This is a genomic window from Amycolatopsis sp. QT-25 (genome assembly GCF_029369745.1).
GTDB lineage: Bacteria > Actinomycetota > Actinomycetes > Mycobacteriales > Pseudonocardiaceae > Amycolatopsis.
This window is the reverse complement of sequence record NZ_CP120210.1, coordinates 2,076,334-2,102,298: the sequence shown is the minus strand read 5'-3', so window position 1 is coordinate 2,102,298 and position 25,965 is coordinate 2,076,334. Positions and strand designations below refer to the sequence as shown.

At 69.7% G+C, this 25,965-nt stretch carries 20 protein-coding genes; 9 read left to right on the top strand and 11 right to left on the bottom strand.

The window, feature by feature from the left end:
• Positions 1 to 534: 534 nt before the first annotated feature.
• Entirely contained in the window at positions 535 to 1,965 is a 1,431-nt protein-coding gene (locus P3102_RS09715) for a S8 family serine peptidase (protein ID WP_276368318.1), read from the top strand.
• 83 nt (positions 1,966 to 2,048) lie between these two features.
• Here P3102_RS09715 and P3102_RS09710 read toward each other — a convergent pair whose 3' ends face one another.
• The 3 genes from P3102_RS09710 to P3102_RS09700 are packed head-to-tail and all read right to left on the bottom strand — an operon-like array spanning position 2,049 to position 4,607.
• Positions 2,049 to 2,876, bottom strand: coding sequence for an ABC transporter permease (locus P3102_RS09710; RefSeq protein WP_276368316.1), 828 nt, complete (start codon positions 2,874 to 2,876; stop codon positions 2,049 to 2,051).
• A gap of 1 nt (position 2,877) precedes the next feature.
• On the bottom strand, positions 2,878 to 3,693 hold the full coding sequence (locus tag P3102_RS09705; RefSeq protein WP_276368315.1) for an ABC transporter permease: 816 nt from the start codon (positions 3,691 to 3,693) through the stop codon (positions 2,878 to 2,880).
• Positions 3,693 to 4,607 carry an ABC transporter ATP-binding protein gene (locus P3102_RS09700; RefSeq protein ID WP_276371080.1) on the bottom strand — a complete coding sequence of 305 codons (915 nt, stop codon included), beginning with the start codon at positions 4,605 to 4,607 and terminating at the stop codon, positions 3,693 to 3,695. The genes P3102_RS09705 and P3102_RS09700 overlap by 1 nt, the downstream gene beginning before the upstream one ends.
• Positions 4,608 to 4,725: 118 nt before the next feature.
• On the opposite strand from P3102_RS09700, the gene P3102_RS09695 reads away from it, so the two are divergent.
• Entirely contained in the window at positions 4,726 to 5,769 is a 1,044-nt protein-coding gene (locus tag P3102_RS09695; RefSeq protein WP_276368314.1) for a M14 family zinc carboxypeptidase, read from the top strand.
• 58 nt (positions 5,770 to 5,827) lie between these two features.
• Here P3102_RS09695 and P3102_RS09690 read toward each other — a convergent pair whose 3' ends face one another.
• From P3102_RS09690 to P3102_RS09675, 4 genes are all read right to left on the bottom strand, one after another.
• Positions 5,828 to 9,172, bottom strand: a complete 3,345-nt coding sequence (locus P3102_RS09690) for a phosphodiester glycosidase family protein (protein WP_276371078.1) — start codon at positions 9,170 to 9,172, stop codon at positions 5,828 to 5,830.
• A gap of 128 nt (positions 9,173 to 9,300) precedes the next feature.
• Positions 9,301 to 10,047 (bottom strand): maleylpyruvate isomerase family mycothiol-dependent enzyme, encoded by a 747-nt coding sequence (locus P3102_RS09685; protein ID WP_276368312.1) that lies wholly within the window; start codon positions 10,045 to 10,047, stop codon positions 9,301 to 9,303.
• Positions 10,048 to 10,100: 53 nt separating this feature from the next.
• Positions 10,101 to 10,511: a nucleoside-diphosphate kinase gene (gene ndk / locus P3102_RS09680; RefSeq protein ID WP_276368311.1), complete on the bottom strand. Its 411-nt coding sequence runs from the start codon at positions 10,509 to 10,511 to the stop codon at positions 10,101 to 10,103.
• 64 nt (positions 10,512 to 10,575) lie between these two features.
• On the bottom strand, positions 10,576 to 10,923 hold the full coding sequence (locus P3102_RS09675; RefSeq protein ID WP_276368309.1) for a helix-turn-helix domain-containing protein: 348 nt from the start codon (positions 10,921 to 10,923) through the stop codon (positions 10,576 to 10,578).
• 112 nt (positions 10,924 to 11,035) lie between these two features.
• Here P3102_RS09675 and P3102_RS09670 point away from each other — a divergent pair, with 112 nt between their 5' ends.
• Entirely contained in the window at positions 11,036 to 11,929 is an 894-nt protein-coding gene (locus tag P3102_RS09670; RefSeq protein ID WP_276368307.1) for an NAD(P)-binding domain-containing protein, read from the top strand.
• Here the strand turns inward: P3102_RS09670 and P3102_RS09665 are convergent.
• Complete coding sequence (locus P3102_RS09665; RefSeq protein ID WP_276368306.1) at positions 11,883 to 13,439, bottom strand: alkaline phosphatase D family protein; 1,557 nt, start codon at positions 13,437 to 13,439, stop codon at positions 11,883 to 11,885. The two genes, P3102_RS09670 and P3102_RS09665, sit on opposite strands and share 47 nt — an antisense overlap.
• 159 nt (positions 13,440 to 13,598) lie before the next feature.
• On the opposite strand from P3102_RS09665, the gene P3102_RS09660 reads away from it, so the two are divergent.
• Positions 13,599 to 15,980 (top strand): penicillin acylase family protein, encoded by a 2,382-nt coding sequence (locus tag P3102_RS09660; RefSeq protein WP_276368305.1) that lies wholly within the window; start codon positions 13,599 to 13,601, stop codon positions 15,978 to 15,980.
• Between the two features lie 123 nt (positions 15,981 to 16,103).
• On the opposite strand, the gene P3102_RS09655 is transcribed toward P3102_RS09660, so the two are convergent.
• The gene (locus P3102_RS09655) at positions 16,104 to 16,502 is read right to left on the bottom strand and encodes a DUF4233 domain-containing protein (RefSeq protein WP_276368303.1); all 399 of its coding nucleotides are present in this window, start codon (positions 16,500 to 16,502) and stop codon (positions 16,104 to 16,106) included.
• A complete protein-coding gene (locus P3102_RS09650; RefSeq protein WP_276368302.1) occupies positions 16,499 to 18,175 on the bottom strand; it encodes a folylpolyglutamate synthase/dihydrofolate synthase family protein in 1,677 nt (558 codons plus the stop codon). Before P3102_RS09650 ends, P3102_RS09655 begins: the two co-directional genes overlap by 4 nt.
• 69 nt (positions 18,176 to 18,244) lie before the next feature.
• Between P3102_RS09650 and P3102_RS09645 the strand changes: the two genes are divergently transcribed.
• On the top strand, positions 18,245 to 18,874 hold the full coding sequence (locus P3102_RS09645; protein ID WP_276368300.1) for a class I SAM-dependent methyltransferase: 630 nt from the start codon (positions 18,245 to 18,247) through the stop codon (positions 18,872 to 18,874).
• Positions 18,875 to 18,981: 107 nt separating this feature from the next.
• Positions 18,982 to 19,857 (top strand): SGNH/GDSL hydrolase family protein, encoded by an 876-nt coding sequence (locus P3102_RS09640; protein WP_276368299.1) that lies wholly within the window; start codon positions 18,982 to 18,984, stop codon positions 19,855 to 19,857.
• Positions 19,858 to 19,927: 70 nt separating this feature from the next.
• On the opposite strand, the gene P3102_RS09635 is transcribed toward P3102_RS09640, so the two are convergent.
• A complete protein-coding gene (locus P3102_RS09635; protein ID WP_276368297.1) occupies positions 19,928 to 22,561 on the bottom strand; it encodes a valine--tRNA ligase in 2,634 nt (877 codons plus the stop codon).
• Between the two features lie 107 nt (positions 22,562 to 22,668).
• On the opposite strand from P3102_RS09635, the gene P3102_RS09630 reads away from it, so the two are divergent.
• From P3102_RS09630 to P3102_RS09620, 3 genes are read left to right on the top strand one after another with little or no spacing between them, the layout of a single operon-like run.
• A complete protein-coding gene (locus P3102_RS09630; protein ID WP_276368295.1) occupies positions 22,669 to 23,208 on the top strand; it encodes a hypothetical protein in 540 nt (179 codons plus the stop codon).
• A gap of 30 nt (positions 23,209 to 23,238) precedes the next feature.
• A complete protein-coding gene (locus P3102_RS09625) occupies positions 23,239 to 23,562 on the top strand; it encodes a hypothetical protein (RefSeq protein ID WP_276368293.1) in 324 nt (107 codons plus the stop codon).
• A 45-nt stretch (positions 23,563 to 23,607) separates the two neighbouring features.
• Positions 23,608 to 25,920 (top strand): FdhF/YdeP family oxidoreductase, encoded by a 2,313-nt coding sequence (locus P3102_RS09620; RefSeq protein ID WP_276368292.1) that lies wholly within the window; start codon positions 23,608 to 23,610, stop codon positions 25,918 to 25,920.
• Positions 25,921 to 25,965 lie beyond the last annotated feature (45 nt).

Here is a 25,965-nt window from a genome sequence, read left to right as displayed (position 1 = left end):
TCCTCCGCCCCCGGGCGCGTCGGCTGGCTCACACCGGCTCGACGCGGCCGCGCAGGGGCCCCTTTCTGTTCGTTCCGCCGTGGTGGTCACCAGCAGCGGGAATCCTTGCCCTGCACCGCGACGGCGCCGGGGTTGGCCAGGCGCCGCATACGGCTGAAGGTCTGCTCGGCGGAGCGCTGGCCACATTCGCGACATCGGGCCGCCCGCCACGTCGTCGAGCCGCATACAGCGGCGACGCGTGTGGAGGATGTGCAGCACACCACCGGGCCACGAGACCGCGAGCGCCACCTCTCACGTGTGCCCGTCGGCCAGCGGCCACCGCGAGTATCCCACACCCCGGCCCCACTCCGGTGTACTCGGTGCCACAGAGCCGGCTCCCGGGCGCGCCGCGACCACCGGCAGAGCGAACTTCGCGGCAGAACTTGTCGACCCGGCCGAGGGTGGCTAGCGTGCCGCTCGAGGGTACCGACGGACAGCCGGCCCAGCCCAGGCCGCGGCGCCCTCGTCGTCCGATGCTCTCCGGTGGGAGGTCCGGTGTCCCTGCTGGGGCGGTCCCTGCGAGCGGCCGTGTGCGCCTTCGTGGTGCTCAGCGGCTCGGTCGCCGCTGTCGCGACGGCCGAGGCGGAGCCATCGTGTCATCCCCAGGAACGGACGCTGCGTTACGTCGTCGCCTTCGACCGCGGCACCTCCGAGGCCGAGGCCAGGGCGGCCGTCACCGGCAGCTGCGGCAGGACGACGATCTACTACCCGCAGATCGCGGTGGCCGTGGCGACCTCGGCCGACAAGGACTTCACCGAGCGGGTCCGGTCCGCCGCCGCGTTCAGCGCGCAGGCGGAACGGCTCTCCGTGCAGCGGGCCAACGGCACGTCACCGGCCAGATCGGCGCCCGCACGCGTCGCACTCGAACCGACGGATCCGGCGAAGGTGCCTTCCGCCGACCGCACCGGCGAGCAGTGGGACATGCGCGCCATCGGCGCCGACAAGGCCCGCGAGCGGGAGCCGGGCAGCCGGGACGTCGTCGTCGGCGTCCTCGACTCCGGGATCGACCCCGCCCATCCCGAACTGGCGAGCGCCCTCGATCCCGGCAAGTCCGCGGGCTGCCTGACCGGCGCGCCCGACCGGAACTGGGCCGCGACGACGTCGGTGCACGGCACCCACGTCGCGGGCATCATCGCCGCCGCCGACGACGGCAAAGGCATCACCGGGGTGGCACCCGGCGTGCGGATCGCCTCGGTGAAGGTGATCGACGACCGCGGGTACGCCGACCCGGAGGCCGCCGTCTGCGGGTTGATGTGGGCAGCCTCACAGGGCATGGCGGTGACGAACAGCAGCTACTTCGTCGATCCGTGGTCGCTCTCGTGCGCCCACGACGATCAACGGAGGGTGGTGAATGAGGTCATGGCCCGCGCCGTCGAATACGCGACCTCGGCCGGCACGCTCACTGTCGCGGCGGCGACCAATGAAGCCATCGGGCTGGTGTCCTCGCCGCACTCGGGTATGCGGGCCCCGGCCGAGGGCTGCCAGGCGCTGCCCGCCGGCCTTCGGGACGTCGTCGCGGTGTCGTCGGTGAGTGAAAAGCGGGTCAAAGCCGGCTACAGCTCGTACGGGCTGGGCGTGATCGACGTGACCGCGCCCGGCGGCGAGGCGGGGCGGTGCGTGCTCTCCACCGTTCCCGGCGGGTACGCGCCGCTGTGCGGGACGTCGATGGCGGCGCCACACGCCGCCGGTGTCGCGGCGTTGCTCGCTACCGAACACCCCGGGTACGGCGCCCGCCAGCTGAGGCGGACGCTGAACGGCCAGGCCACCCCGATCGCGTGTCCCGCCGACTACGACCTGACCGGTGACGGCTCGCAGGACGCGTACTGCTCCGGCTACGCGGGGTTCAACGGCTTCTACGGACACGGCATGGTCGACGCGCTGGCCGCGGTGGCACCCCGGCGGACGGGCGCGAACCCGGCCCGGTGACCACCCCCTTCCGCACTTAGTCACCTCCTTGCGTTGCCCTCTCCCGCAAGGAGGTGACTAAGTGCGGGAGAGGATTGACGGGCTCAGCGCAGCAGGAGCTTGCCGAACCGCTTCGAGGACGCGTAGATCCCGACGGCCGCCAGCGCCAGCAGGTATGCCACGTTCCCGGCCATAGTCCACGACAGGACGCCGACCGAGAGGCCGCGCATCAGCTCGATCCCGTGGTACAGCGGGAAGATTTGCACGATCCACTGGATCCCCGCGGGGTAGACCGACAGCGGGTAGAACGTCGTGGAGAACAGGAACAGCGGCATCAGCACGAGGTTGATGTAGTCGAACTGCGAGACCGACCGCAGGAAGGTCACCAGCACGATGCCGATGGCCGAGAACGCCATCGCGATCAGCAGCGCCGCCGGGATCATCAGCAGGGCCCACCACGACCCGGGCAGCCCCATCGCGGTCATCACGCCGAGGAAGGTCACCGAGTAGATCCCGCCGCGCAGTACCGACCAGCCGACCTCGCCGAGCGCGATGTCCAGCGGCCCGATCGGGGTGGCGAGCATGGCGTCGTACAGCTTGGCGTACTTCAGCTTGAAGAACAGGTTGTACGTCGAATCGAGGATCGCGCCGTTCATCGCCGACGCCGCGAGCAGGCCGGGCGCGACGAAGGCGACGTAGCTCATCGCCTGCCCGCCGGGCCCGACGACCTCGCCGACGAGTTTGCCGAAGCCCAGCTGGAAGGCCATCAGGTAGAACAGCGGCTCGAAGACGCCGGACACGAACAGCATCCAGGCGTGCGAATACGTCAGGAAGGTGCGCTCCAGCACCGCCGTCGACCGGCCGCTGTACAGCGCGGACGGCAGGACGCGCAGCAGCACCCCGCGCCGCGGGGCTTCGGTGAGCACTGCCATTTCAGACCACCAGCCGTCGGTAGAAGTACTTGTGCGCCAGCGCCCAGCCCGCCCCAGCCAGCACCACCAGGAAGGCGAGGTGGCCCAGGGTGGCGAGCGGGCCGACGGTGCCGAGACTGACCGCCCTCGCCGCCTCGTTGCCGTGCCACAGCGGGGAGATCCAGGCGATCCACCTCAGCGGATCCGGCAGTTGCGAGATCGGGAAGAACGTGCCGGAGAACAACGTCATCGGGATCAGGACGAACCGGAACACCAGGCCGAACCGGGTGCCCTCGTCGTAGGTGGTCGCGGCCAGCGCCATCACCGGGGTGCCGCACGCGATACCGGTGAGCGTCCCGATCAGGATGACGGCGAGTACGCCGAAGCCGGTCCAGGATCCGAAGAGCGCCGCGATGACGGCGTAGATCGTGCCCGCCAGGGTCAGCCGCAGGCTCACCCACAGGATCTGGCTGCCGAGCACCTGCCCCGGTGAGATCGGGGTGGCGGTGACGGCCAAGTAGTCCTTCTGCCACTTGAACCCCGACAACACCGGGTAGCTGGACTCCCCCACCGCCAGTTGCGCCGCCCCGGCGACGAGCAGCGCCGGGGCGACGTACTCGAGGTACGAGAACCCGCTCGTCGCCGCGCCCGCCTGGACCTGGGAGCCGAATCCGAGCCCCATCGCGGCCAGGAACAGCACCGGCTGGAGGCCCGTCGAATACAACGTGGACATCCAGTACCGGCGGTACCACATCCAGTGGCCCTCGACCCGCAGCCAGGCTCCCGCCCAGCGCGAGACGACGCGGCCCGTCGACGCCTTCGGCTGTGCTGTCGTCATCAGTCGACCAGCGTCCGGCCGGTGAGGCGGAGGAAGACGTCCTCCAGCGAGCTGCGGCGGACCAGGCTCGACAGCGGGCGCAGCCCGCGCGCGTGCGCCTGTTCGAGGGCGGCCTCACCGGTCATCGTGTAGAGCAGGACGCGGTCCGGCAGCACCTCGACGCGTTCGGCGAGGCCTTCGATCTGCTTCGCGGCCGCCTCCTGTTCGCCGTTCGGGAAGCGCAGCTCCACGACCTCGCGGGTGGAATACCGGCTGATCAGCTCCGCGGGCGAGCCCTCGGCGGCGATCCGGCCGTTGTCCATCACGACCAGCCTGTCGCAGAGCTGCTCCGCCTCGTCCATGTAGTGCGTGGTGATGATCAGCGTGGTCCCACCGGCCTTGAGCCGGAACAGCCTGTCCCACAACAGGTGGCGGGCCTGCGGGTCCAGCCCCGTCGTCGGTTCGTCGAGCAGGAGCAGCTCGGGGTCGTTGACCAGGGACCGGGCGATGGTCAGCCGCCGCTTCATCCCGCCGGAGAGCGAATCGACCTCCGCGTTCGCCCGGTCGGTGAGCTGGGCGAACTCCATCAGCTCCTCGGCCTTGCTCCGCACGTGCGAGCGGGAGAGCCCGAAATAGCGGCCGTAGATCTGCAGGTTCTGCCGGACGGTGAGCTCGGTGTCGAGGTTGTCCTGCTGCGGCACGACCCCGAGCCGGGCACGGATCTTCGGCCCCTCGACGTCCGGATCCATGCCGAGGACCCGCAGGTCGCCGTCGCTGCGCGGGGAGACGCTCGCGATCATCCGCATGGTGGAGGACTTGCCCGCGCCGTTGGGCCCGAGGAAGCCGAACGCCTCCCCCGGCCGGACCTCGACATCGATCCCGCGTACGGCCTCGAAATCGCCGAAACGCTTGACCAACGCCTTCGCCTGCACCATCGCTGGTTCGTGCTCTGAGTCGCCCACGGTTGGCACCCTAGGACCTGCCACCGACAAAATTCGACCGGATTACCGGCGCCCTTGTTGGACGGCCCCGGCTCGTCGATACTCACCGACCATGAGGCTCAAGACCGGAATCGCCGTGTTGTCCGTTTTTGTCAGCGCCGGGCTCCTGGTGGCGCCCGCCGCACAGGCCGCCGAGACCGCTGAGACCGCCGAGACCGCCGAAACCACTGTGGACGGTCGGACCCTCGACCCGCGGCCCTCCACCGCCAAGCTGGCCTTCGAACTGCACAAGCTGGCCGTGCTCAGCCACGGCAAGATCCGGGTGGACAGGATCGGCCGCAGCAACGAGGGCCGTCCGGTGTGGGCGGCCAGGGTCGGTCACGGCAAGACCCGGATCCAGTACGTCACCCAGCAGCACGGCGACGAGCCGCTCGGCACCCCCGCCGCGCTCGAATTCCTGCGCGAGGTCGGGGTCGGGCACAGCCCGTGGGCGCGGAAGCTGCTGTCGAAGGTGACCGTCGACATCGTCGTGCGCGCCAACCCCGACGGCCACGAGCGCGACTGGCGCTACAACCACGACCCGGACGCCACTCCCGAATACGGTGAGAAGGGCAAGGGTTACGACATCAACCGCTACCACGACCCGGCCGTCGCGCCCGAGGACAACCCGGCCACCGAGGCGGGCCTGATCCAGCGGCGGAACGCGTCGTTCAAGCCGGACATCATGGTCGACTACCACATGCAGGGCCGGTACCGGGACGCCGACGGCAAGGAGATCACCGCTTCCACGCTGTGGCCGACGCATCCGGGCGTGAAACGGTCCGATGTGGACTTCGCGAAGCAGATCGCGGTCGTGGTGCAGCGGTCGATCGACGGCAACGGCGGCTACGTGTCGCAGTATCCCGGTGGCGACTACCAAGGCATCGCGCGCAACGGGTACGGGCTGCTCGGCAACGGCAGCGTGCTGATCGAACTGAGCCTCATCCCGGAGCGGGAGCAGCGGCAGATCCAGGACGCGCTGGCCTCGATGCTCGCCATCGCGCGGTCCGCGGCCGACGGTTCGGTGCGGCGGGTGGACCCGGCCGACGCCGAAGCGATCCCGCCGCGGGGTCCGGCGCTGCCGGGTACGGTCGCGGAGGCGCACGAAGCCGCCTGAGGCGTGCAATGAAAGGTCCTTTCCTTGCGAATTTGCAAGGAAAGGACCTTTCATTGCACTAGCGGACGGTGACCGACAGACTCCGCGTCACCCCGTTCACGGTGACCGAAAGACTCGCCGTCCCCGGCCTCAGCGCGGTGAGCACCCCGCTCGCCGGATCGAACGACGCGACGTCCCAGGGCATCGCGGGCAGCAATCCGCCGGCGACATGCGTGCCCCAGCCGCCCTTCCAGTCCGCGCTGACCGGGTACGAAACCGGTACCTGGCGCGTTCCCTGCGTCACGACCGCCCGGACGTCCGCCTTCTCCCCGCGCGCCAGCGACGAGGGCCCGGACAGCGTCAGCGCGTCGACGTTCGGCCGCGTTTCGAACCGCACCGGCTGCGCCCTGTCCCCCGGCTCGAACCGGACCATCGTCCAGCCGACGAAGCCGCCGTCACCGGGGGCCGCCGCGGGTGACTTCCCGGAGTTGCCGTTCACCAGATAGGGCACGCCGTCCACGCGCGACAGGGTGAACACGCCCGCGTGCGAGGCGATCGCGGCCGTCTGCTTCCCCGATTCGCGTTCGAAGGCGGTCAGCCAGCCGGTCAGCATGGCGGCTTCCTTGCGGTCGGCCAGGCGCGAGTTCCCGGCCGGGCTCGGGTCCTCGACCGGATGGTGCATCGCGACGACCACGCCGCGGATCCGCTTGTCCGTCTTCGCGCCGTCCAGGGCCTCGCGCAGCATCCGGATCTGGTCGAACCCGCCCGCGCGCAGCGAACCGCGCGAAGAATCCAGCAGCACCAGGCGGATGCCCGCGACGTCGGTGACACGGTGGGTCTCCCCGAACGCCGCCTGGAATTCCGCGAGCCCGTGCCCGCCGTCGGCCTCGTGGTTGCCCGGAACGTAGTACCAGGGTGCCTTGCCGACCAGTTCCTCGTCGATGATCGAGCGCGCCAGCGCGAAATCGGCGGCCGTGCCCCGGTCGACGAAGTCGCCGTTGATCAGCACGAGATCCGGTTTCGCCGCCACCGCCTCGCGCAGCGCGCGACGGGCCTGGGCGACCAGCGGGCCGTCCGGCTGGTCGGCGGTGAACTGCGCGTCGCTGACCACGGCGATCCGCAGACCGCCGGTTGCGGTGCCGTCGGTGATCAGCGCCGGGTCACGCGGCGCCGGATCGGCGGGAACGGCGGCCGCGGGCGCGACCTCGAAGGTCAGGTCGTCGAACACCAGGCGTCCCTCGTACTGCTGATCCGGGACGTTCTCGACGGCGTAGAACTTCGTCAGCCGCTGCCCGTCGGGAAGCCCGGCCGGGATCGCCGCGCGGACGTAGCGCCAGCCCGTCCAGTCGACGCTCAACGACAGGTCGACGACGGACGGAACATTGGCGGCGTCACGGAGTTCCGTCCGCAGCCAGGTGCCCTTCGCGTCGCCGTTGACCCAGAGGCCGACGCGCTGGGTGCCGGGCGGCAACGCGATCGGTGCCGCCGAGTTCACGTACGCCGCGCGCGTGGCGTTGGTCCCGTTCAGCCGGTAGTCCAGCGCGAGACCGCCGCCGCCGTCACGGCCGGGTGCCTCGGAAAGCGCGGCACCGACGACCGCGGGGAACACGCTGGCGGTCCAGCCGGCCGGGCCGTCCAGCGACGCCGCCACCCGGGATTCCGTGCCGACCGACGCCGCCAGATGCGTCACCTTCCCGCCGGCGGTGGCGGTGATCGCCGAAGCACCCGATGCCTTCAGCGCGGTGACCGCGAACCCGTCACCGGACGGTTCGATCCGCACCACCGCGGGGTCGTAGTCCAGTTTGACGTCGTCGGGCTCGACCCACGTGCCGTAGCCGTCGGCGTCGTAGCCGAATACCTTGAAGGTGCTCTTCGCGCCTTCGCCGGACAACGCGACCTGCTCGGTGCTCGTGCCCAAGCGGACCGGTGAGCCGAGGACGTTCAGCGTCGCCTTGCCCCTCACGCCGCCGCGCTTCGCGTAGACGTCGACGTTCGCGGGCGCGTCCGGGCGGAACCTGTCGGCGTGCGCGGTGAACACGCCGCCGGTCATGGTGCCGCGGACAGGATTCGTGCTGAGCCACTGGGCCTTGCCGTCCACGGCGGCGCCGGTCTCGTCATGGCCGCCGGCGACGAGTTTCCGCGTCAGCCCGGAAAGCACCCGCGTCGCGTCGGCGGTGTCCTGCGCGGGACGGGGCGAGAATCCGGTCAGGCGTCCGCTTCCGAGCACGGTGGCGACACCGATGCCGTTGGGCACGAGACGTTCCCCGCCGTCCGAGGGCGTATTGCGCACCAGCGGCGACTTCTCGCCCTCCTCGCGGGCGAGCATGGTCGACGAGCCGCCACCGTCGAGGTTGAGGGCGTCGTCCGCGCCGAGCGACTTCAGGTGGCGGGCCAGTTCCAGTTCCGTCATGCCGCGGCTGTCCGCCTGGCGGCCGTCGACCGTGGCGAGCCACATCTTCGTGCCGTCGGCGGAGAACCCGACCGCGGTCCGGGGGTGCATGGCGACGTTGTCGACCGGCTGGATCGCGCCGTCACGCAGCAGGACCTTGTTCCCGCCGATCGAGACGGACAGCTTGCCCGCGTCACTCTTCGGCGCGTACGCGACGCCCACCCGGTCACCGGTCTTCAAGCCGGACAACGTGTCCACGCCGCCGTCCCGGGCCAGCAGGATCGTCGTGCCCGCGGCGATCGGCCCGTCCGCGGGCCGCGGACGCACCTGGGTGACCACGCCGCCGGAGATCTCGACCTCGACGACGCGCTGGGCTCCGGCGACCGAGGTCCGTCGCGGCGACGCGCCCCACAGCGGCGTGTAGACGCCGATCGCGTCGCCGCTCAGCACCGGGCTGTTGAAGTTCGACGCGGGCACGACCCGGCCGTCGGGCAGGGTGACCGACGCGTCGAGGAACACCTCCGCGAGCCGCGCCTTGCCTTCCTCGGTGATCGACGCGGTCAGATTGTGGCCGCGCGCGGGCGCCGTCTGGAGTTGCCCGGCGTCGACGCCGACACCGATCGGCGCGCCGCTGGCGTTGATGTCGAAGAAGTCCCCGTTGACCCCGGCGACCGCACCGGCCCTGTAGACCTGCTGCGAAAGCGGTGTCCGCGCGGAAACCGTGCCAGGGCTGAGATACGCCGGCTTGAGCGTCTTGCTGGTGAGGTCGACGGCGAGGGTGTCGCCGCGGATCCAGCCCGCCGGGTCGTAGCGGTCGAACTCGGTCAGGCTCAGGCCCGGCGCGACGCGCGAAGTCGCGCTCGTGGTGACGAGACCGTCGTCGGGCGCGGCCACGGCGTACGCGGACGGCCCCTCCTTCGCCGAGGAAGCCGCAGGGGCGGCTTCGACGGGCGCCGGGCCGAGTGGAGCGGCCAGAGGATCGGCGTGCGCCGGTGGGGCGACGAACAATCCGGGCAGCAGGGCAGCGAGCAGCAACAGGCGTGAATTTCTCACTAAGTACCCCACGATCGAGTGATAGGCAGCTCGGCTCAGCACAGCGGACGCGAGCCGCCAGGAGAAGACCCGGAGGTGAACGTGAACCGAACGGCGTAGGGCGCCGAAGGTCAGGGTGTGAAAGGTCCGGCGAGGAACGTCTCCGCCGCCGTGACGGCACCGGTGACACGAAGGCCCGACGCGGCGAGCCCGACCCGTTGCCACAGCAGCAAGTCCAGTGCTTCCGCGGGCCCTTCGACGACGGCTTCCGCGGTCTCGACGGGATCGGCCGTTCGCGAACCGGGAACGTCGCCTTCGCCCGGTGGTGTGATAACCCAGGCGTGTCCGGTGTCGGATGTCTTCAGCAGCAACGGAACGGTGACCACGGGCGGGGTGTGCCAGCGTTTCACCTTCGGCAGCATGCCGAGGAGGACCTCGTCCACGCCGTCGGCGGCGACGGACGGGTCGAGGGTGTACTCGGTCCCTGCCGCGCGGTGCGCGTCGAGCAGGTGCACCGCGGTCTCGTGGACCTGACGGCGGAACCAGAAGGCCTTGGTCTTGGCGGCGGCGGTGAAGTTCCAGGCGCCGTCCCGCGGGGAAGCTTCGCGCAACGCCTCGATGAGGTCGTCGGCGCTTTCGCCGTACCAGGCGGCGAGATCCGCGTCCGGCTCGGCCTCGAAGATCTGCGGCGCGGGGTCTCCGCTGCGCACGATCCCGGCCGCCCAGCGGTGCACGTTGCCGAGGTGGACGACCAGGTCACGCAGGCGCCAGTCGCCGCAGCACGGCACGGGCGCGGCATGGTCCCCGGTGCGCGCCACCCGGGCGAAACCGGTGGTGAGTTCCCGCAACCGGTCCAGGTGCTCGTCCGGTGTCGTCACGGCTTCCCCCGATCCGCGGACGGCGCGACGATCCCGCGCCGTCCACGAGCGTGTCAGACCTCGGGGAACCAGAGCTTGAGTTCGCGCTCGGCCGACTCCGGGGAGTCCGAACCGTGCACCAGGTTGTACTGGGTCTCCAGCGCGAAGTCGCCGCGCAGGGTGCCAGGGGTGGCCTTCTCGACCGGGTCGGTGCCGCCGGCGAGCTGACGGAAGGCGGCGATGGCGCGCGGGCCCTCGACGGCGATCGCGACCAGCGGGCCCGAGGTGATGAATTCGAGGAGATCGCCGAAGAACGGGCGCTCCTTGTGCTCGGCGTAGTGCTCCTCGGCGACCGAGCGCTCGACGGTGCGCAGTTCGAGGGCGACGAGCTTCAGGCCCTTGCGCTCGATGCGCGAGACGACCTCGCCGACGAGGCCGCGCGCGACGCCATCGGGCTTGACGAGGACCAGCGTGCGTTCAGTCACGACGGTATTTCTCCTTGAGTGGGTTTCGTGCTATTCGCCCGGAGCCTACTGGGTGCTTCGCCGCTCACTTCACGTCGGACCAGGGAATGGCCTCGATGCGCTCGAGGTGCTCCTCGCCCCACTCCCCGAGCGCGGCCATCGCGGTGTTGAGGGAATCCCCGAACGCGGTCAGCGAGTACTCCACCTTCGGCGGAACCTGGTGGTACACCTCGCGGTGCAGTAGTCCGGTGGCCTCCATCTCGCGCAGTTGCCGGATCAGCACCCGTTCGCTGATGCCGGGCACCGCGCGCCGCAGCTCCCCGAAGCGCGACGGCCCGTCCTGGAGCGCGAACAGGATGAGCCCTTTCCATTTGCCGCCCATGACGGCGATCGCGGCGTCGAGGCCGCAGGTGAACGTCCGGTTCTTGGTCATCGCTTCACTTACCTTTTGGTCAGTACCCGGCAAAATAGTAGGTACTTGATCGAAGGTACGCGACCGCCCAGCATGGAGTCATCCCGACGATTTCCTTTGACTGGAGCGAAAAATGCCGAAGACGCCGGTGACCGTCCTGGGCCTCGGTTCGATGGGCTCGGCCCTGGCGGGCGCGTTCCTCGCCGCCGGGCATCCGACCACCGTGTGGAACAGGACGGCCGCGAAGGCCGATCCCCTTGTCGCGCTCGGAGCACGGCGGGCGGCGACGGCCGAAGAGGCGGTGCGGGCGAGCCTGTTGACCATCGCCTGCCTGACCACCTACGAAGCCACCCTCGCGGCCTTGATGCCGGTTTCCTTGACCGGACGCGCGTTGGTCACCTTGAACAGCGGCTCACCGGCGGAAGCGCGCCGCATGGCCGAGTGGGCGACGAGCCGGGGCGCGCGGTACCTCGACGGCGCGATCAAGAACGTGCCGTCGGCCGTGGGCGCGCCGGACACCCTGCTGTACTACGGCGGCGACAAGACCGTTTTCGACGAGCACCTCGACACGTTGCGGGTACTGGGCGGTGACACCGTCCACCTCGGCGAGGACGCCGACCTCGCGGCGCTGTACGAAACGGCCGTCGGCGGCACCCTGCTGCCCGCGCTGATCGGGTTCTTCCAAGGTGCCGCCGCGTTGCGCTCGCGCGGGCTCGAAGCCGAGACGCTCCTGCCGTACGCGACCAAGTGGTTCGAGATGATCATCTCGGTGCTTCCGGTGTACGCCAAGGAAATCGACAGCGGTGACTACTCCGATCCCGCCGCCTCGGTGGACATCTTCCACGCCGGCGCCGCCGCCGACCTCGGGCTGGCCGAGGAAGGCGTCGACGTCGGCTGGCAGCTCCCGATGCACGACCTCGTGCGGCGTGCCGTCGAGGCCGGGCACGGGGATCGCAGCATCGCGGTCCTCACGGAGCTGCTCAGCGTTGGGGCTGCAGGGTCTTCGACCACAACGAAACGCCGGTAGCGTCCCTCAGGTCCACAGTGAGCGCACCACTCCTCCCGTCGATGTTCACCTCGCCGAAGTGCTGGAAACCGTCGGCGGGTGAGGTGTTCGCGGCGGGCGGGGCGTGCACGAACACCGCTTCGGGCCCGAAGGTCGGGTCGAGCGTGTTCGGCCCGAAAGCGCCGGCGTTGAGCGGTCCGGAGACGAACTCCCAGAACGGGTCGAAATCGGTGAAGGACGCGCGATCCGGCGAGTAGTGGTGCGCCGCGGTGTAGTGCACGTCGGCGGTCAGCCAGACGACGTTGCGCACCCGGCGCCGCGAAATCTCCCGCAGCACCCAGGCGAGTTCGGTCTCGCGACCGCCGGGCGCGCCGGGCAGGCCGTTGGCGACACCCTCGATGGCCTTGCCGTCCGGGACGGTGAGACCGATCGGGAGGTCGGCCTGGATGATCTTCCACGTGGCGGTGCTGCGATCGAGGGCATCGACGAGCCAGCGTGCCTGGCGGTCGCCGAGGACGCGGCCCGGCTTGGTCTGGTCGGCGGTGTTGGCGTCCTTGTAGGTCCGCATGTCCAGCACGAAGACCTCGGCGCGCGAACCGTGCCGGAAGTTGCGGTACACCCGGCCGTCGACGGCCTGGCGCCGGTCGATCGGATGCCATTCGTGGAACGCCTGGAACGCCCGCGCGGCGAGCACGTCGACACGCTTTTCGGTGTATTCGGGGCGGTCGTCGAGGATCTCCCCGGGATACCAGTTGTTCACGACTTCGTGATCGTCCCACTGGACATAGGCGGGCACGTTCGCGGTGAACCGCTTGAGGTTGTCGTCGAGGAGGTTGTAGGCGAACTGGCCGCGGTACTCGTCGAGCGTCTCGGCGACCTTCGACTTCTCCGGGGTGACGATGTTGCGCCACACGCGCCCGCCGGGCAGCGCGACGGTCTCGGTGAGCGGCGCGTCGGCGTAGACCGTGTCTCCACAGTGGAGGAACAGATCCGGGCGACGGTCGGCCATCGCCCGGTAGATCGTCATTCCGCCGCGTTCGGGGTTGATGCCCCAGTTCTGCCCGGCGACGTCACCGGACCACACCAGGCGGACGTCGGAGCGGCCGACCGGGGCGGTGGCGAACCGGCCGGTGACGGCCTCGCTGCGCGTCCGGCCGTCGAGTGCTTCGGCGGTCACGCGGTAGTGGACCTCGGTCCCCGGCGGCAGACCCGCGACGCGGATCTTGCCCGTACCGCCGGTCTCCGGGCTCATCACCGGCCCGCGCACACGGCGCGCGTGCCGGAACGAGGGGTCCCTCGAGACCTCCACGATCAGTCGCGCGGGCCGGTCGGCGCGCGACCAGACGATGCCGGAACCGGTGGTGACGTCACCGGACTGGACACCGTGAGTGAGCACCGGACGCTCACGGCGGATCAGCGGGACGGCGTTCGCGGACGCGGTCCCGGGCAGGAGCAGGCCGCCCGCGACCGCTCCGGCACCGGTGAGACCGGCCTTGAGCAGCGTGCGGCGGTTGTGGTGGGTTGCGGTCATGGCGCGGTTCTATCCCGTGGCCACGGCCGGTGGGCCAACGGCGGTTTGCGCGGCGGTGAACGAACGGACGGTAGCCGGCTCAACCGTTCGGCCGATGCTTCCCGGATCTCCGCGCCGGTAGTTTCGAGCGGGGGGGACGATCGATCCGGAGGGGGAACGATGCGAAGATTGCAGCGTGGTCTCGTGCTGCTCACCGCGGCTTTGGCGACGTCGAGCCTGGCGACGGGGGTTTCGTCGGCGGACGAACTGGGCCGCACGAGGGCGGTGATCGCGTACACCGAGTACGGGATCCCGCACATCGCCGCGAAGGACTTCGACGGGCTCGGCTACGGCTACGGGTTCGCCGCGGCCAAGGACAACATCTGCGAACTCGCGAACACCTATCTGACGGTCTCCGCGCGCCGGTCCGCGCACCTCGGCCCCGGTGGTCAGGGCAATCCGGCGATGAGCGAGGCGAAGAACAACCTCGACAGCGACCTGCACTTCCAGCGGATCAACGATTCCGGTGTGATCGAACGGCTGCTCGCGCGGCCCGCGCCGCACGGCCCGCGGACGGAGGTGCGGGAACTCGCGGCCGGATACGTCGCGGGGTACAACGAATACCTGAAGCGGACCGGCGGGCAGCGGATCACCGATCCGGTGTGCCGCGGCGCGGACTGGGTCCGGCCGATCACCGAACTGGACTTCTACCGGCATTTGTACGCCATCTCCTCGGTGGCCGGGCAAGGCGCGCTCGCGGCCGACCTGGCCCGCACCCAGCCGCCGTCCACGAAGGATGTTCCGGCCGCGGGCCCGGACTCGGCACCGAAGATCGCCGAGGGGCTTCACAAGGCCATGGGTTCGGGCGAACTCGGCAGCAACGGCATCGCCATCGGCGGTGACGGAACGAAGTCCGGCGGCGGCCTGCTGCTCGGGAATCCGCATTATCCGTGGCAAGGCGGACGCCGGTTCTGGCAGTCGCAGCTGACCATCCCCGGCCGGTTCGACGTCGCCGGCGGAAGCCTGCTGGGGCTCCCGTTGCCGCAGATCGGGCACAACGCCGACGTGGCGTGGACGCATACGGTGTCGACAGCCATCACGTTCGGCCTCTTCGAGGTGCCGCTGACGCCCGGCGACCCGACGACGTACCTCGTCGACGGGAAACCGGAGAAGATGACCGCGCACGAGGTGACGGTCGAGGTCCGCGAGCCGAACGGCGAACGCCGGCAGGTCGGCCGCACCTTCTACGGCACGCGATACGGCCAGGTGATCGGGTCGGCGTTCGGCGTGCCCACGCCGTGGACGACGACGTCCGCGCACGCGTTGCGAGACGGGAACGCGGGTAATCTGCGCGCCCTGAACACCTGGTTCGAACTGAGCGGAGCACGCAGCACCAAGGATGTCGCCGGAGCACTCGCGCACACCCAAGGTGTCCCGTGGGTCAACACCATCGCCGCCGATCGGGCGGGCAACGCGATGTACAGCGACATCCAGGTCGTCCCGCACGTCACCGACGATCGGGCGGCGAATTGCGGGACCGCGCTGGGCCGCGCGCTCTTCCCCGGCACCGGACTTTCCCTTTTGGACGGTTCGAAGTCCTCGTGCGACTGGGGTTCCGACCCCGGCTCGTTGGAGCCGGGGCTGTTCGCGCCGTCCCGGCTGCCGCTGCAGCAGCGACGCGACTACGAACTCAACGCCAACGACAGTGCCTGGCTCTCCAACGCCCGCGCACCGATCGCGCCACTCCCCCGGATCGTCGGCACGACCGGCACCCAGCGCTCGGACCGGACCAGGGAAGCGCTGATCTCCGCCGAAGAAGGCTTGGCGGGCAAGGGCTTCACGTCGTCGTCGATGAAGGAGATGCTGTACCGCGATCGAAGCCGCACCGCCGAACTCGCGGCCGCCGACACGGCGAAGATGTGCGCGGCCTTCCCCGGAGGCGAGGCGCCGTCCACGACAGGGCCGGTGCCGGTCGGCAACGCCTGCGCGACGCTTTCGTCCTGGGACCGCACGTTCCGGCTCGACAGCCGCGGTGCGCTCTTCTTCGAGCGATTCAGGAATCGGCTCAACGGGCTTCGGAACATCTGGCAGGTCCCCTTCGACCCGAACCAGCCGGTCACGACGCCGCGTTCGCTCGCGACCGGGAATCCCGACGTGCAAAAGGCTTTCGGTGACACGCTCGCCGAATTCCGCGCCAACGGCCTCCCCGTCGACGGCAGGCTCGGCGACAACCAGGCGGTGACCCGCGCCGGGCAGCGGATCCCGATCCACGGCGGGCCGAGCGGCCTCGGCGTGCTCAACGTGATCACGTCGCTGTGGGATCCGGCCAAGGGCAACCACGAGGTCGTGCACGGATCCAGTTACGTGCAAGTGGTCGGATTCAGCGGCAAGGCCTGCCCGGACGTCTCGACGATCATGACGTACTCGCAGTCGACCGACGTCACTTCGCCGCATTTCGCCGACCAGACGCGGTTGTACTCGCAGGGCGGCTGGGTGCGCGGGCGGTTCTGCGCCGCGGACATCGCGCGATCTCCGGAGCTGAAAGTGGTGCGGCTGCGGTAAACGCGTGATCAGGGGCGTAACTCACGTGATCAGGGGCGTGACTCACGTGATTGGAGGCGTAACTCGCGTGAGTCACGCCTCTGATCACGTGAGGGGCGCCCCGGTCGCGAAAATCGGCGAACGCTACTGCGGTTGCTGCTGCTGACTCGGCAGCGTTCCGGCGGCCATCCGCCGCGCCACGTCCTTTCGCAGCCACAGCAGCCACAGCCAGATCCCGAGGAAGACCACCCCGAGGATCGCCACGGCGGGCAGTGCGACGAAGAAGGCGATCAGCGCGACCTGCAACACCAGCACCGCGGGCACCGCCCAGGGCTTCTTCAGGAAACCGCACAGCGCGATCAGCGCGACCGCGATCACGATCACCGACCAGCCGGTGAGCGAGCCGACGCCGCCGCCGAGTTTCGCCACCACCGGCAGCGCGAGCGCGACGGTGATGCCCTCCATGATCAGGGAACCGGCCATCACGCCGCGGAAGGACTTCATCGGGTCCTTGGCGGGCGGCTTCGGGGTCTCGTCGGTCACGCCGGCTCCTTACCGAACAGGGTCCTCGCCTCGCCCGCGGTGACGACCGAGCCGGTGACCAGCACGCCGCCGCCCGCCAGGGGCTCTTCGGGGTCGTCGCTCTGCTCGACGAGACCGATGGCGGTTTCGATCGCGGCGTCCAGGCTCGTCTCGGCCACGACCCGGTCTTCGCCGAAGATCGAGAGGGCGATGTCGTTGAGCTCGTCCAGCGGCATCGCGCGCGGGGACGAGTTCCGGGTGACGACGATCTCGGTGACGACCGGTTCGAGGGCTTCGAGGATGCCGCGGACGTCCTTCTCGGCCATCACGCCGACCACGGCGGCGAGGCGCCGGAAGGCGAACTCCTCGGCGACGGTGGTGGCGAGCGCCTTGGCACCGTGCGGATTGTGGGCGGCGTCGAGCAGCACCGTCGGCGCGGCGCGGACGCGCTCCAGCCTGCCGGGGGTTTCGACCTCGGCGAAGGCCTCGCGGACGGCTTCGACGACCAGTTGCTTGTCCTTGCCCGCGCCGAAAAACGCTTCGACGGCGGCCAGCGCGAGCGCGGCGTTGGCCGCCTGGTGCGCGCCGTGCAGGGGCAGGAAGATTTCGTCGTAGACCCCGCCGAGGCCCTGCAGCTTCAGCATCTGCCCGCCGACGGCGATCTCCCGTTCCATCACGCCGAACTCACTGCCCGCGCGGGCGACGCTCGCGTCGACCTCGATGGCGCGTTCCAGCAGGATCTTCTGCACGTCGGGGTCCTGCTCGGCGATGACCGCGACGCTGCCGGGCTTGATGATCCCGGCCTTCTCCACCGCGGCCTTGGCCGGAGTGCCGCCGAAGTACTCGACGTGGTCGACGCCGATCGGGGTGATGACGGCGACGTCACCGTCGACGACGTTCGTGGCATCCCAGGAGCCACCGAGACCGGTTTCGACGACCGCGGCTTCGACGGGCGCGTCGGCGAAGGCCGCGAACGCCATCCCGGTGAGCACTTCGAACTTGCTCATCGGCACCGCGCCGGGGCCGCCCGCGTTGTCCACCATGGTCACGTACGGCGCGACATCGCGGTACAGGTCGACGTACGCGGCGGCGGAGATGGGGGCGCCGTCGAGCGCGATCCGCTCGGTGACCAGTTGCAGATGGGGGCTCGTGTACCGGCCGACGCGCAGCCCCATCCGGGTCAGCAGCGCGTCGATCATCCGGGTGGTCGAGCCCTTGCCGTTGGTTCCGGCGACGTGCAGCACCGGATAGCCGCGGTGCGGTTCACCCATGAGGTTGACCAGGGCCGCGATCCGGGCGAGGGACGGCTCGATCTTGGTCTCGGGCCACCGCTGGTTCAGCTCGGCCTCGACGGCGAGCAGTTCGCGGCGCGCCTGCTGCCCGTCGGGGTCGGCCGGGGCGAACTCGTCGCCCTGATCGTCCAGTTCGTGCAGTTCCACGTCCTCCGGGGCGACGAGGTCCGGCACCGGGCCGAGCGCGAGGTTGTCCCCCAGCTGCCCGATCCCGCCGATCCCGCCACCGGCACCGCCACCCGCCTGGTACGCGGCGTCGGGTGCGTCCAGATCCGGGTCGGTGTCGTCGGACGGATCGTGGGCGCGTGCCCCCAATTCGTCGACACCGGCGAAACTGTCCAGATCTGCCAGGTCCGGGGATTCCTTGAAGTCTTCGGAATCCCGGCCGTCACCTCGCGGCACGAACTCTCCTTTTAGCCTTGCTCCCTGTCGGACCGAGTCTACGTGCGGCTTTCCTGGCACTCTCGACGCATGGGGTTCAACCACAACGACCACTACCATCCGCTGCTGCTCGACCAGCTGCCTCCCGGTCCCGGGGTGGCGCTGGACGTGGGCTGTGGCGGCGGACGGTTCGCCCGGCGGCTCGCGGCGACCGGGATGCACGTCGAGGCGATCGACCGGTCCGCTTCGATGATCGACCTCGCCCGCGCCGCCGGCTCACCGGGCCCCGGCACGATCTCGTACCGGCAAGCCGACGTCGTCACCGAGAAGCTGCCGGAGGAGGCGTACGACTTCATCTCCTGCCTCGCGTCGCTGCACCATGTGCCGTTCGACACGGTCACGAGGTTGCGGGAAGCGCTGGTCCCCGGCGGCGTGCTGGCCGTGCTCGGTCTCGGCAGGCCCAGCACGTTCGCCGACTACGCGCGCGCCGTCGTGGCGTCGCCGGTCAACGCGCTGGCCAGGGTGGTCGTGTACGCGGGCGACCGGCTCAACGGCGGGATCGATCCGCTGCCGACGGCGCCGATCGCCGAGACGTATCCGCCGATGAGCCACGTCCGGCGCGACGCTGCCCGGCTGCTCCCGGGCAGCAAGGTGCGGAATCTGCTGTTCTATCGCTATCTCCTGGTCTACCGCAGACCGGAAGACGACCACCCGAGCTGACACCCCAAGCGGGTGAAACCTGCGCTCACCACCCGATCGGCGGCGCCGGGCGAGCCGGATCCGGTTCATTTTTGATGAGGCCGTCCAGTCCGGAGATCGGGGTCCTCATGCGCTTAAGACGTGTCCTGTTCGCGGCCGTCTCGACCGTCGTCCTGCTGATCGCCTCCGCCACGGCGGCCACCGCCGCCGAGCGGTCCTATCGGAATTACGTCGCGCTGGGTGATTCCTACACTTCCGGACCGCTTATCCCGCTCCCCCGCCTCGACCCGCTCTTCTGCGGGAAGTCGACGCAGAACTACCCGTCGATCCTCGCCTCCGCGCTGCGGGTGCGTTCGTTCACCGACATCAGCTGCGGTGGCGCCGACACCACGAACATGACGCAGCGGCAGCGCGTCACCCTCGGCGGCAACCCGCCACAGTTCAGCGCCCTGCGCGCAAACACCGACCTGGTCACCGTCGGGATCGGCGGCAACGATTACGACGTCTTCGGCACGCTGGTCGGCACCTGCCCGTCACTGCGGGCGAGCGATCCCACCGGGAGCCCCTGCCGGGACAAGTTCACCGTCGGTGGCGTCGACACCGTCAAGGCCAAGATCGCCGACACCGGCAAGAACGTCGAGAAGGTGCTGGCCGGGATCCACGCCCGCTCGCCGCGCGCCGACGTACTCGTCGTCGGCTATCCCCGGATCGCGCCGGAATCCGGCTACTGCCCGAAGATCCTGCCCTTCGCCGAGGGCGACTACGCCTGGCTCAACGACGTCGAAAAGGCGTTGAACTCGGCGATCGAGAAGGCGGTCGCCGCCGACGGCGAGGCGATCTTCGTGGACACGTTCGGCCCGTCCGCCGGACACGACGCCTGCGCGCCTAACGGTGCCGCGTGGATCAACGGGCAGCACACGAAACTGCTCGCCGCGGCGGCGTACCACCCGTATCGGACCGGGATGGCGGGCGTGGCCGGAGTGGTCCTCCGTCACCTCCGCTGAGCCACCGCACGTGCGATGAAGGGGCCTTTCCTAGCAAAATTTGCCAGGAAAGGCCCCTTCATCGCAGTCGTCAGGAGGCGGGGAGGGCGGCCAGCCGGGCGTTGATGCGCTCCATGTCGGCGACCGCGGTCTCCTTGCGGCTCCGGATCTTGCCGATCACGTGCTCCGGCGCCTTGTCGATGAAGGCCTGGTTGCCGAGTTTGGCTTCGGCCTGCGCCAGTTCCTTCTCCGCCGCGCCGAGATCCTTCTGCAGGCGCTTGCGCTCGGCGGCGACGTCGATCGTGCCGGACAGGTCCAGTTCGACGGTGACGACACCGGCCGACAGGCCGACCTCGAGCGACGCGCTCGGCGCGAAGCCGTCTTCGGGCTGGGTGAGCCGGACGAGCGCGCGGATCGGCTCGTCGTGCCCGGTGAGCTCGGCGAACCCGTCGCCGGACAGCCGCGCGGCCACCTTCTGGCTGGGCTTGAGGCCCTGGTCCGCACGGAACCGGCGGACCTCGGTGACCAGCTTCCGCACGTCCGCGATCCGCTTGTCCGCCACGGCGTCGGCGTACGAGGCGTCGGCCACCGGCCACGGGGCGATCACCAGCGACTCGCGGCCGGTCAGCGCCGTCCACAGCTTCTCGGTGATGAACGGGATGAACGGGTGCAGCAGCTTGAGCACCGTGTCGAACACGTGCCCGAGCACCGCGCGCGTCGCCGTCACGCGGGCCTCGTCACCTTGGAAGACCTGGACCTTCGACAGCTCCAGGTACCAGTCGCACAGCTCGGTCCAGGTGAACTGGTAGAGCGTGTCGGTGGCCTTGGCGAACTGGTAGTCCGCCAGGTACCCGGTGACCTCGTCGACGACCGTCCCGAGCCTGCCGAGGATCCAGCGGTCCGCCTCGGTGAGTTCGGCCGGAGCGGGCAGCGGGGCGTTCGCGTCCGCGCCGTTCATCATCGCGAACTTGGTGGCATTCCAGAGCTTCGTGGTGAAGTTCCGGGAGCCAGCGACCCACTCTTCGCCGATCGGCACGTCGGTGCCCGGGTTGGCGCCGCGGGTGAGGGTGAAGCGCAGCGCGTCGGTGCCGTAGCGGTCCATCCACTCGATGGGGTCGACACCGTTGCCCGCGGTCTTCGACATCTTCTTGCCGAACTGGTCGCGGACCATGCCGTGCAGCGCGATGGTCTTGAACGGCGCCTCGCCGGTGGCGTAGAGGCCGAACATCATCATCCGCACGACCCAGAAGAACAGGATGTCGTAGCCGGTGACCAGCACCGACGTCGGATAGAACTTGTTCAGGTCCGGGGTCTTCTCCGGCCAGCCGAGGGTGGAGAACGGCCACAGGCCCGAAGAGAACCAGGTGTCGAGCACGTCCGGGTCCTGGGTCCAGCCCTCGCCCGACGGCGGCTCCTCGTCCGGTCCGACGCAGACGACCTCGTCGTCCGGGCCGTACCAGACCGGGATGCGGTGGCCCCACCACAGCTGGCGCGAGATGCACCAGTCGTGCAGGTTGTCGACCCAGTCGAAGTAGCGTTTCTCCAGCTCCGGCGGGTGGACGTTCACGCGGCCGTCGCGCACCGCGTCACCCGCGGCCTTCGCGAGCGGGCCGACCTTGACGAACCACTGCAGCGAAAGCCGCGGCTCGATCGGCTCCTTGGAGCGCTCCGAATGCCCGACGCTGTGCAGGTACGGGCGCTTCTCCGCGACGATGCGGCCCTGCTCCCGCAGTTTCTCCCGCACCGCGACGCGGGCCTCGAAGCGGTCCATGCCGTCGAACTCGGTGCCGGTGCCGTCGATGCGGCCCTGCTCGTCCATGATCGTGATCATCGGCAGGTCGTGGCGCCGGCCGATCTCGAAGTCGTTCGGGTCGTGCGCGGGGGTCACCTTGACCGCGCCGGTGCCGAACTCCGGGTCGACGTGCTTGTCCGCGACGACCGGGATCTTGCGTCCGGTCAGCGGAAGCTCGACCTCGGTGCCGACGAGGTGCGTGTAGCGCTCGTCGTCCGGATGGACCGCGACGGCGGTGTCGCCGAGCATCGTCTCCATCCGGGTGGTGGCCACGACGATCGCGTTCTCGCCGTCGCCGTAGCGCATGGAGACGAGTTCGCCCTCGACCTCTTCGTGCTTCACCTCGGCGTCGGACAGCACCGACCGCAGCTCCGGCGACCAGTTGACCAGCCGCTCGGCACGGTAGATCAGGCCGTCGTCGAAGAGCCTCTTGAAGATCGTGTTGACGGCCTTGGAGAGGCCGTCGTCCATGGTGAACCGCTCACGGGTCCAGTCGACGCCTTCGCCGAGGCGCTTCATCTGGGCGAGGATCTTGCCGCCGTGCTCGTTCTTCCACTGCCAGACGCGCTCGACGAAGGCCTCGCGGCCGAGTTCGCGGCGGCTGGTGCCCTCGGCGCGGAGCTGCTTCTCGACCAGCGCGTGGACCGCGATGCTCGCGTGGTCCATACCCGGCAGGTACAGCGTCTCGTCGCCGAGCATGCGGTGGTAGCGGGTGACGGCGTCGATCAGGGTGTGCTCGAACGCGTGCCCGATGTGCAGCGAACCGGTCACGTTCGGGGGCGGGATGACTACCGTGAACGGCGGCTTGTCCGACGTGGGGTCGGCCGTGAAGTAACCGGCGTCTACCCAACGCTGGTAGAGCGAGGCTTCTTCGTCGGCCGGGTTCCAGGCACCCGGAAGGTCGGTCTGCTGCGGCTGGGCGTTCTCGGTCACAGTCGTCGAGTCTACGAACCCCCTTCAACGAGTTCCTCACCGGCCGTAACGCCCGCCGCTCCCGGCCGACGAGGGGATGTCGTCACGCACTGGGGGAAGGCGGGCTCTTGGAGGACCGGCAGTTGGAGACGCATCCGGATCTGCTGGATCCGGACTGGCGCAAGCAGGCCGAACGTGCCGCCCGGCCAGGTGCGAAGCAGGACCTCGAAGGACGGCGGAAACTGCGGCCGCGCCGCCGGTTCCGGATGTCCCGGTGGCACGTCGTGGTCCTGCGCATGGCCGGCTCTCTGACGGCGAAGCCCGGTGACAAGGGCGAGTTGATCGTCCACGCGAGTTACGCGGTCGCCTACGCCTTCGACGCGCGGCCGGCCGAGGCCCGGTCACCGGCGGACATCGTCCCGTTCGTCCGCGAGGAGCAGGACTACGTGATCCGCAAGGCACCGCCGTTCGCGAAGGCCGACGCCGGGCTGAGTTTCGGGGATGGCGCGAGCTACCGCTCACGCATGGCCTGTGACGCGATCAAGACGGGCGTCCTCGCGCCCCAGTACGCTGACAAGGACAGACCGGTCGTCGGCGTACCCGCCGGCGACGATGCCGCTGCCTACGACCCGACGAAACCCCTGCCGTCACTGAACACCTGCGGGTAGCGGGCCGAAACCCTGGGGAAGAGGACCGAGATGGACGAAGAGGACCGGCGGATCGAGACCCACCCGGACCTGGTCGACCCGAACTGGCAGAAACACGCCGAACTGGACGCCTGGCTGGGTGCGAAGAAGGAGCTCAAGAAGAAGCGCCGCAGGCAGCGCAAGGCAGCGGCCTCCGGTGGCGGCTACCGTGAGCCGGGGTCGAGCCGGTGGCCGGGCATCGCCGCGATCGCCGGCCTAATCGTGCTGGTCGTGGCCGCGGTGACGGTGAACGCGGTGCAGGAGCGCGGCGTCAACGAGACGCCCTGGTTCCCGCTGGACGAATCGCAGATCACCCGGCTCGTCACCGACGCCTGAACCCTCTCGGTCGCGTACACGAGCGGTAAGGCGCACGATGGAGCCATGACCCGCGAAGCACCCGCGAACGACGTTGACGAGACCGAGCTCGAAGTCGGGAAACCGAAGAGCTGGGCGGCCGGGATCCCCGGGGTCGCCGTCTCCCTGAAGCGCGGCATGGAGCAGATGGGCGCCGCGCGCACGGTGAAGACACTGCGCCTGCTGAACCAGCGCGACGGTTTCGACTGCCCCGGTTGCGCCTGGCCGGAGCCGCGCGAGGTCGACGGTGAGCATCGCAAGCTCGCGGAATTCTGCGAGAACGGCGCGAAGGCCGTCGCCGAGGAGGCGACGAAGCGCCGGGTCGGCCGTGAGTTCTTCGCCGAGCACTCCATCCGGGATCTCGCGGACAAGACCGATTTCTGGCTCGGCCAGCAGGGTCGCATCACCGAGCCGTTCGTCCTGCGCGAAGGGGCCTCGCACTACGAGCCGATCTCCTGGGACGACGCCTTCACCCTGGTCGCGGACGAGCTTCGCGCGCTGCGGAACCCGGACGAGGCGATCTTCTACACCTCCGGCCGCACCAGCAACGAGGCCGCGTTCCTCTACCAGCTCCTCGTGCGTTCCTACGGCACCAACAACCTTCCGGACTGCTCCAACATGTGCCACGAGTCCTCCGGCGCCGCCCTCGCGGCCACGACCGGGATCGGCAAGGGCTCGGTGTCGCTGGCCGACATCCACAAGGCGGACCTGATCGTGGTCGTCGGCCAGAACCCCGGCACCAACCATCCGCGCATGCTTTCCGCGCTGGAAGAGGCCAAGGGCAACGGCGCGAAGATCATGGCGGTCAACCCGCTGCCCGAAGCCGGTCTGATGCGGTTCAAGAACCCGCAGAACGTCCGCGGCGTGCTCGGCAAGGGGACCCCGCTGGCCGACGAGTTCGCGCAGATCCGGCTCGGCGGCGACCTCGCGCTGTTCCAGGCGATCGGTCATCTGCTGCTGAAGTGGGAGCGGGAGACCCCCGGCACGATCGTCGATCGCGCTTTCGTCGAGTCGTCCACCGAGGGGTTCGAGGACTACGCGAAGCATCTGCGGGAGATCGACTGGACCGAGGTCGGTGCCGCGACCGGGTTGCCGCGTGCGCAGATCGAGCGGCTGGCGCGGATGATCGCGACGTCGCAGCGGACCATCTACTGCTGGGCGATGGGCCTGACCCAGCACAAGCACGCGGTGCAGACGATCTCCGAGATCGCGAACCTCGCGCTGGTGCGCGGCATGATCGGCGAACCGGGCGCGGGCCTGTGCCCGGTGCGCGGGCACTCCAACGTCCAGGGCGACCGGACGATGGGCATCTGGGAGCAGATGCCGGAGTCCTTCATGGACGGTCTCGACGCCGAGTTCGGCATCAAGGTCCCCCGTGAGCACGGCTATGACACGGTCGCCGCGATCCGCGCGATGCGGGACGGCAAGGGCAAGGTCTTCTTCGCCGTCGGCGGCAACTTCGCCGCCGCCACCCCGGACACGGAGCTGACCGAGAAGGCGCTCAAGTCGTGCTCGCTGACCGCGCACGTGTCGACCAAGCTCAACCGCTCGCACGTCGTCCCCGGCAGGACCGCGCTGATCCTGCCCACCCTCGGCCGCACCGAACGCGACGTCCAGGCCGGCGGCGAACAGTTCGTCACCGTCGAGGACTCGATGTCGCAGGTGCACACCTCACGCGGCAGGCTGACCCCGGCCAGTGAGCGGCTGCTCTCCGAGGTCGCGATCATCTGCCATCTCGCGGAAGCGCTGCTCGGCCCCGAGCACGCCGTGCCGTGGCGGGACTTCCACGCCGACTACGACCTCATCCGCGACCGGATCGCCCGCGTCGTCCCCGGCTGCCACGACTACAACGCCCGGGTGCGCGAGCCCGACGGCTTCGTCCTGCCGCACGCGCCTCGCGATTCCCGGCAGTTCAACGGAACCGCCAACGGCAAGGCGAACTTCACCGTCTCCGGACTCGAGTATCCGCAGGTTCCCGAAGGCAGGCTGCTGCTGCAGACGATGCGCAGCCACGACCAGTACAACACCACGATCTACGGCCTTTCCGACCGCTACCGCGGGATCGAGGACGCCCGGCGCGTGGTGCTGGTCAACCCCGAAGACCTGGTCTCGCTCGGGCTGACCGACGGCGCGATGGTCGACCTCGTCTCGGAATGGCGGGACGGCGACCGCCGGGCCCCGGGGTTCCGGGTGGTCTCCTATCCGACGGCGAAGGGTTGCGCGGCGGCGTACTTCCCCGAGGCGAACGCCTTGGTGCCACTGGATTCGGTGGCGGACAAGTCGAACACCCCGGTGTCGAAGGCGATCGTGGTACGGCTGGAGCCGGTGCCCGCCCCTTAGGCCGGCCGCCGAGAACGGCGAGGTCCCACCCGAGGGACGACCAGG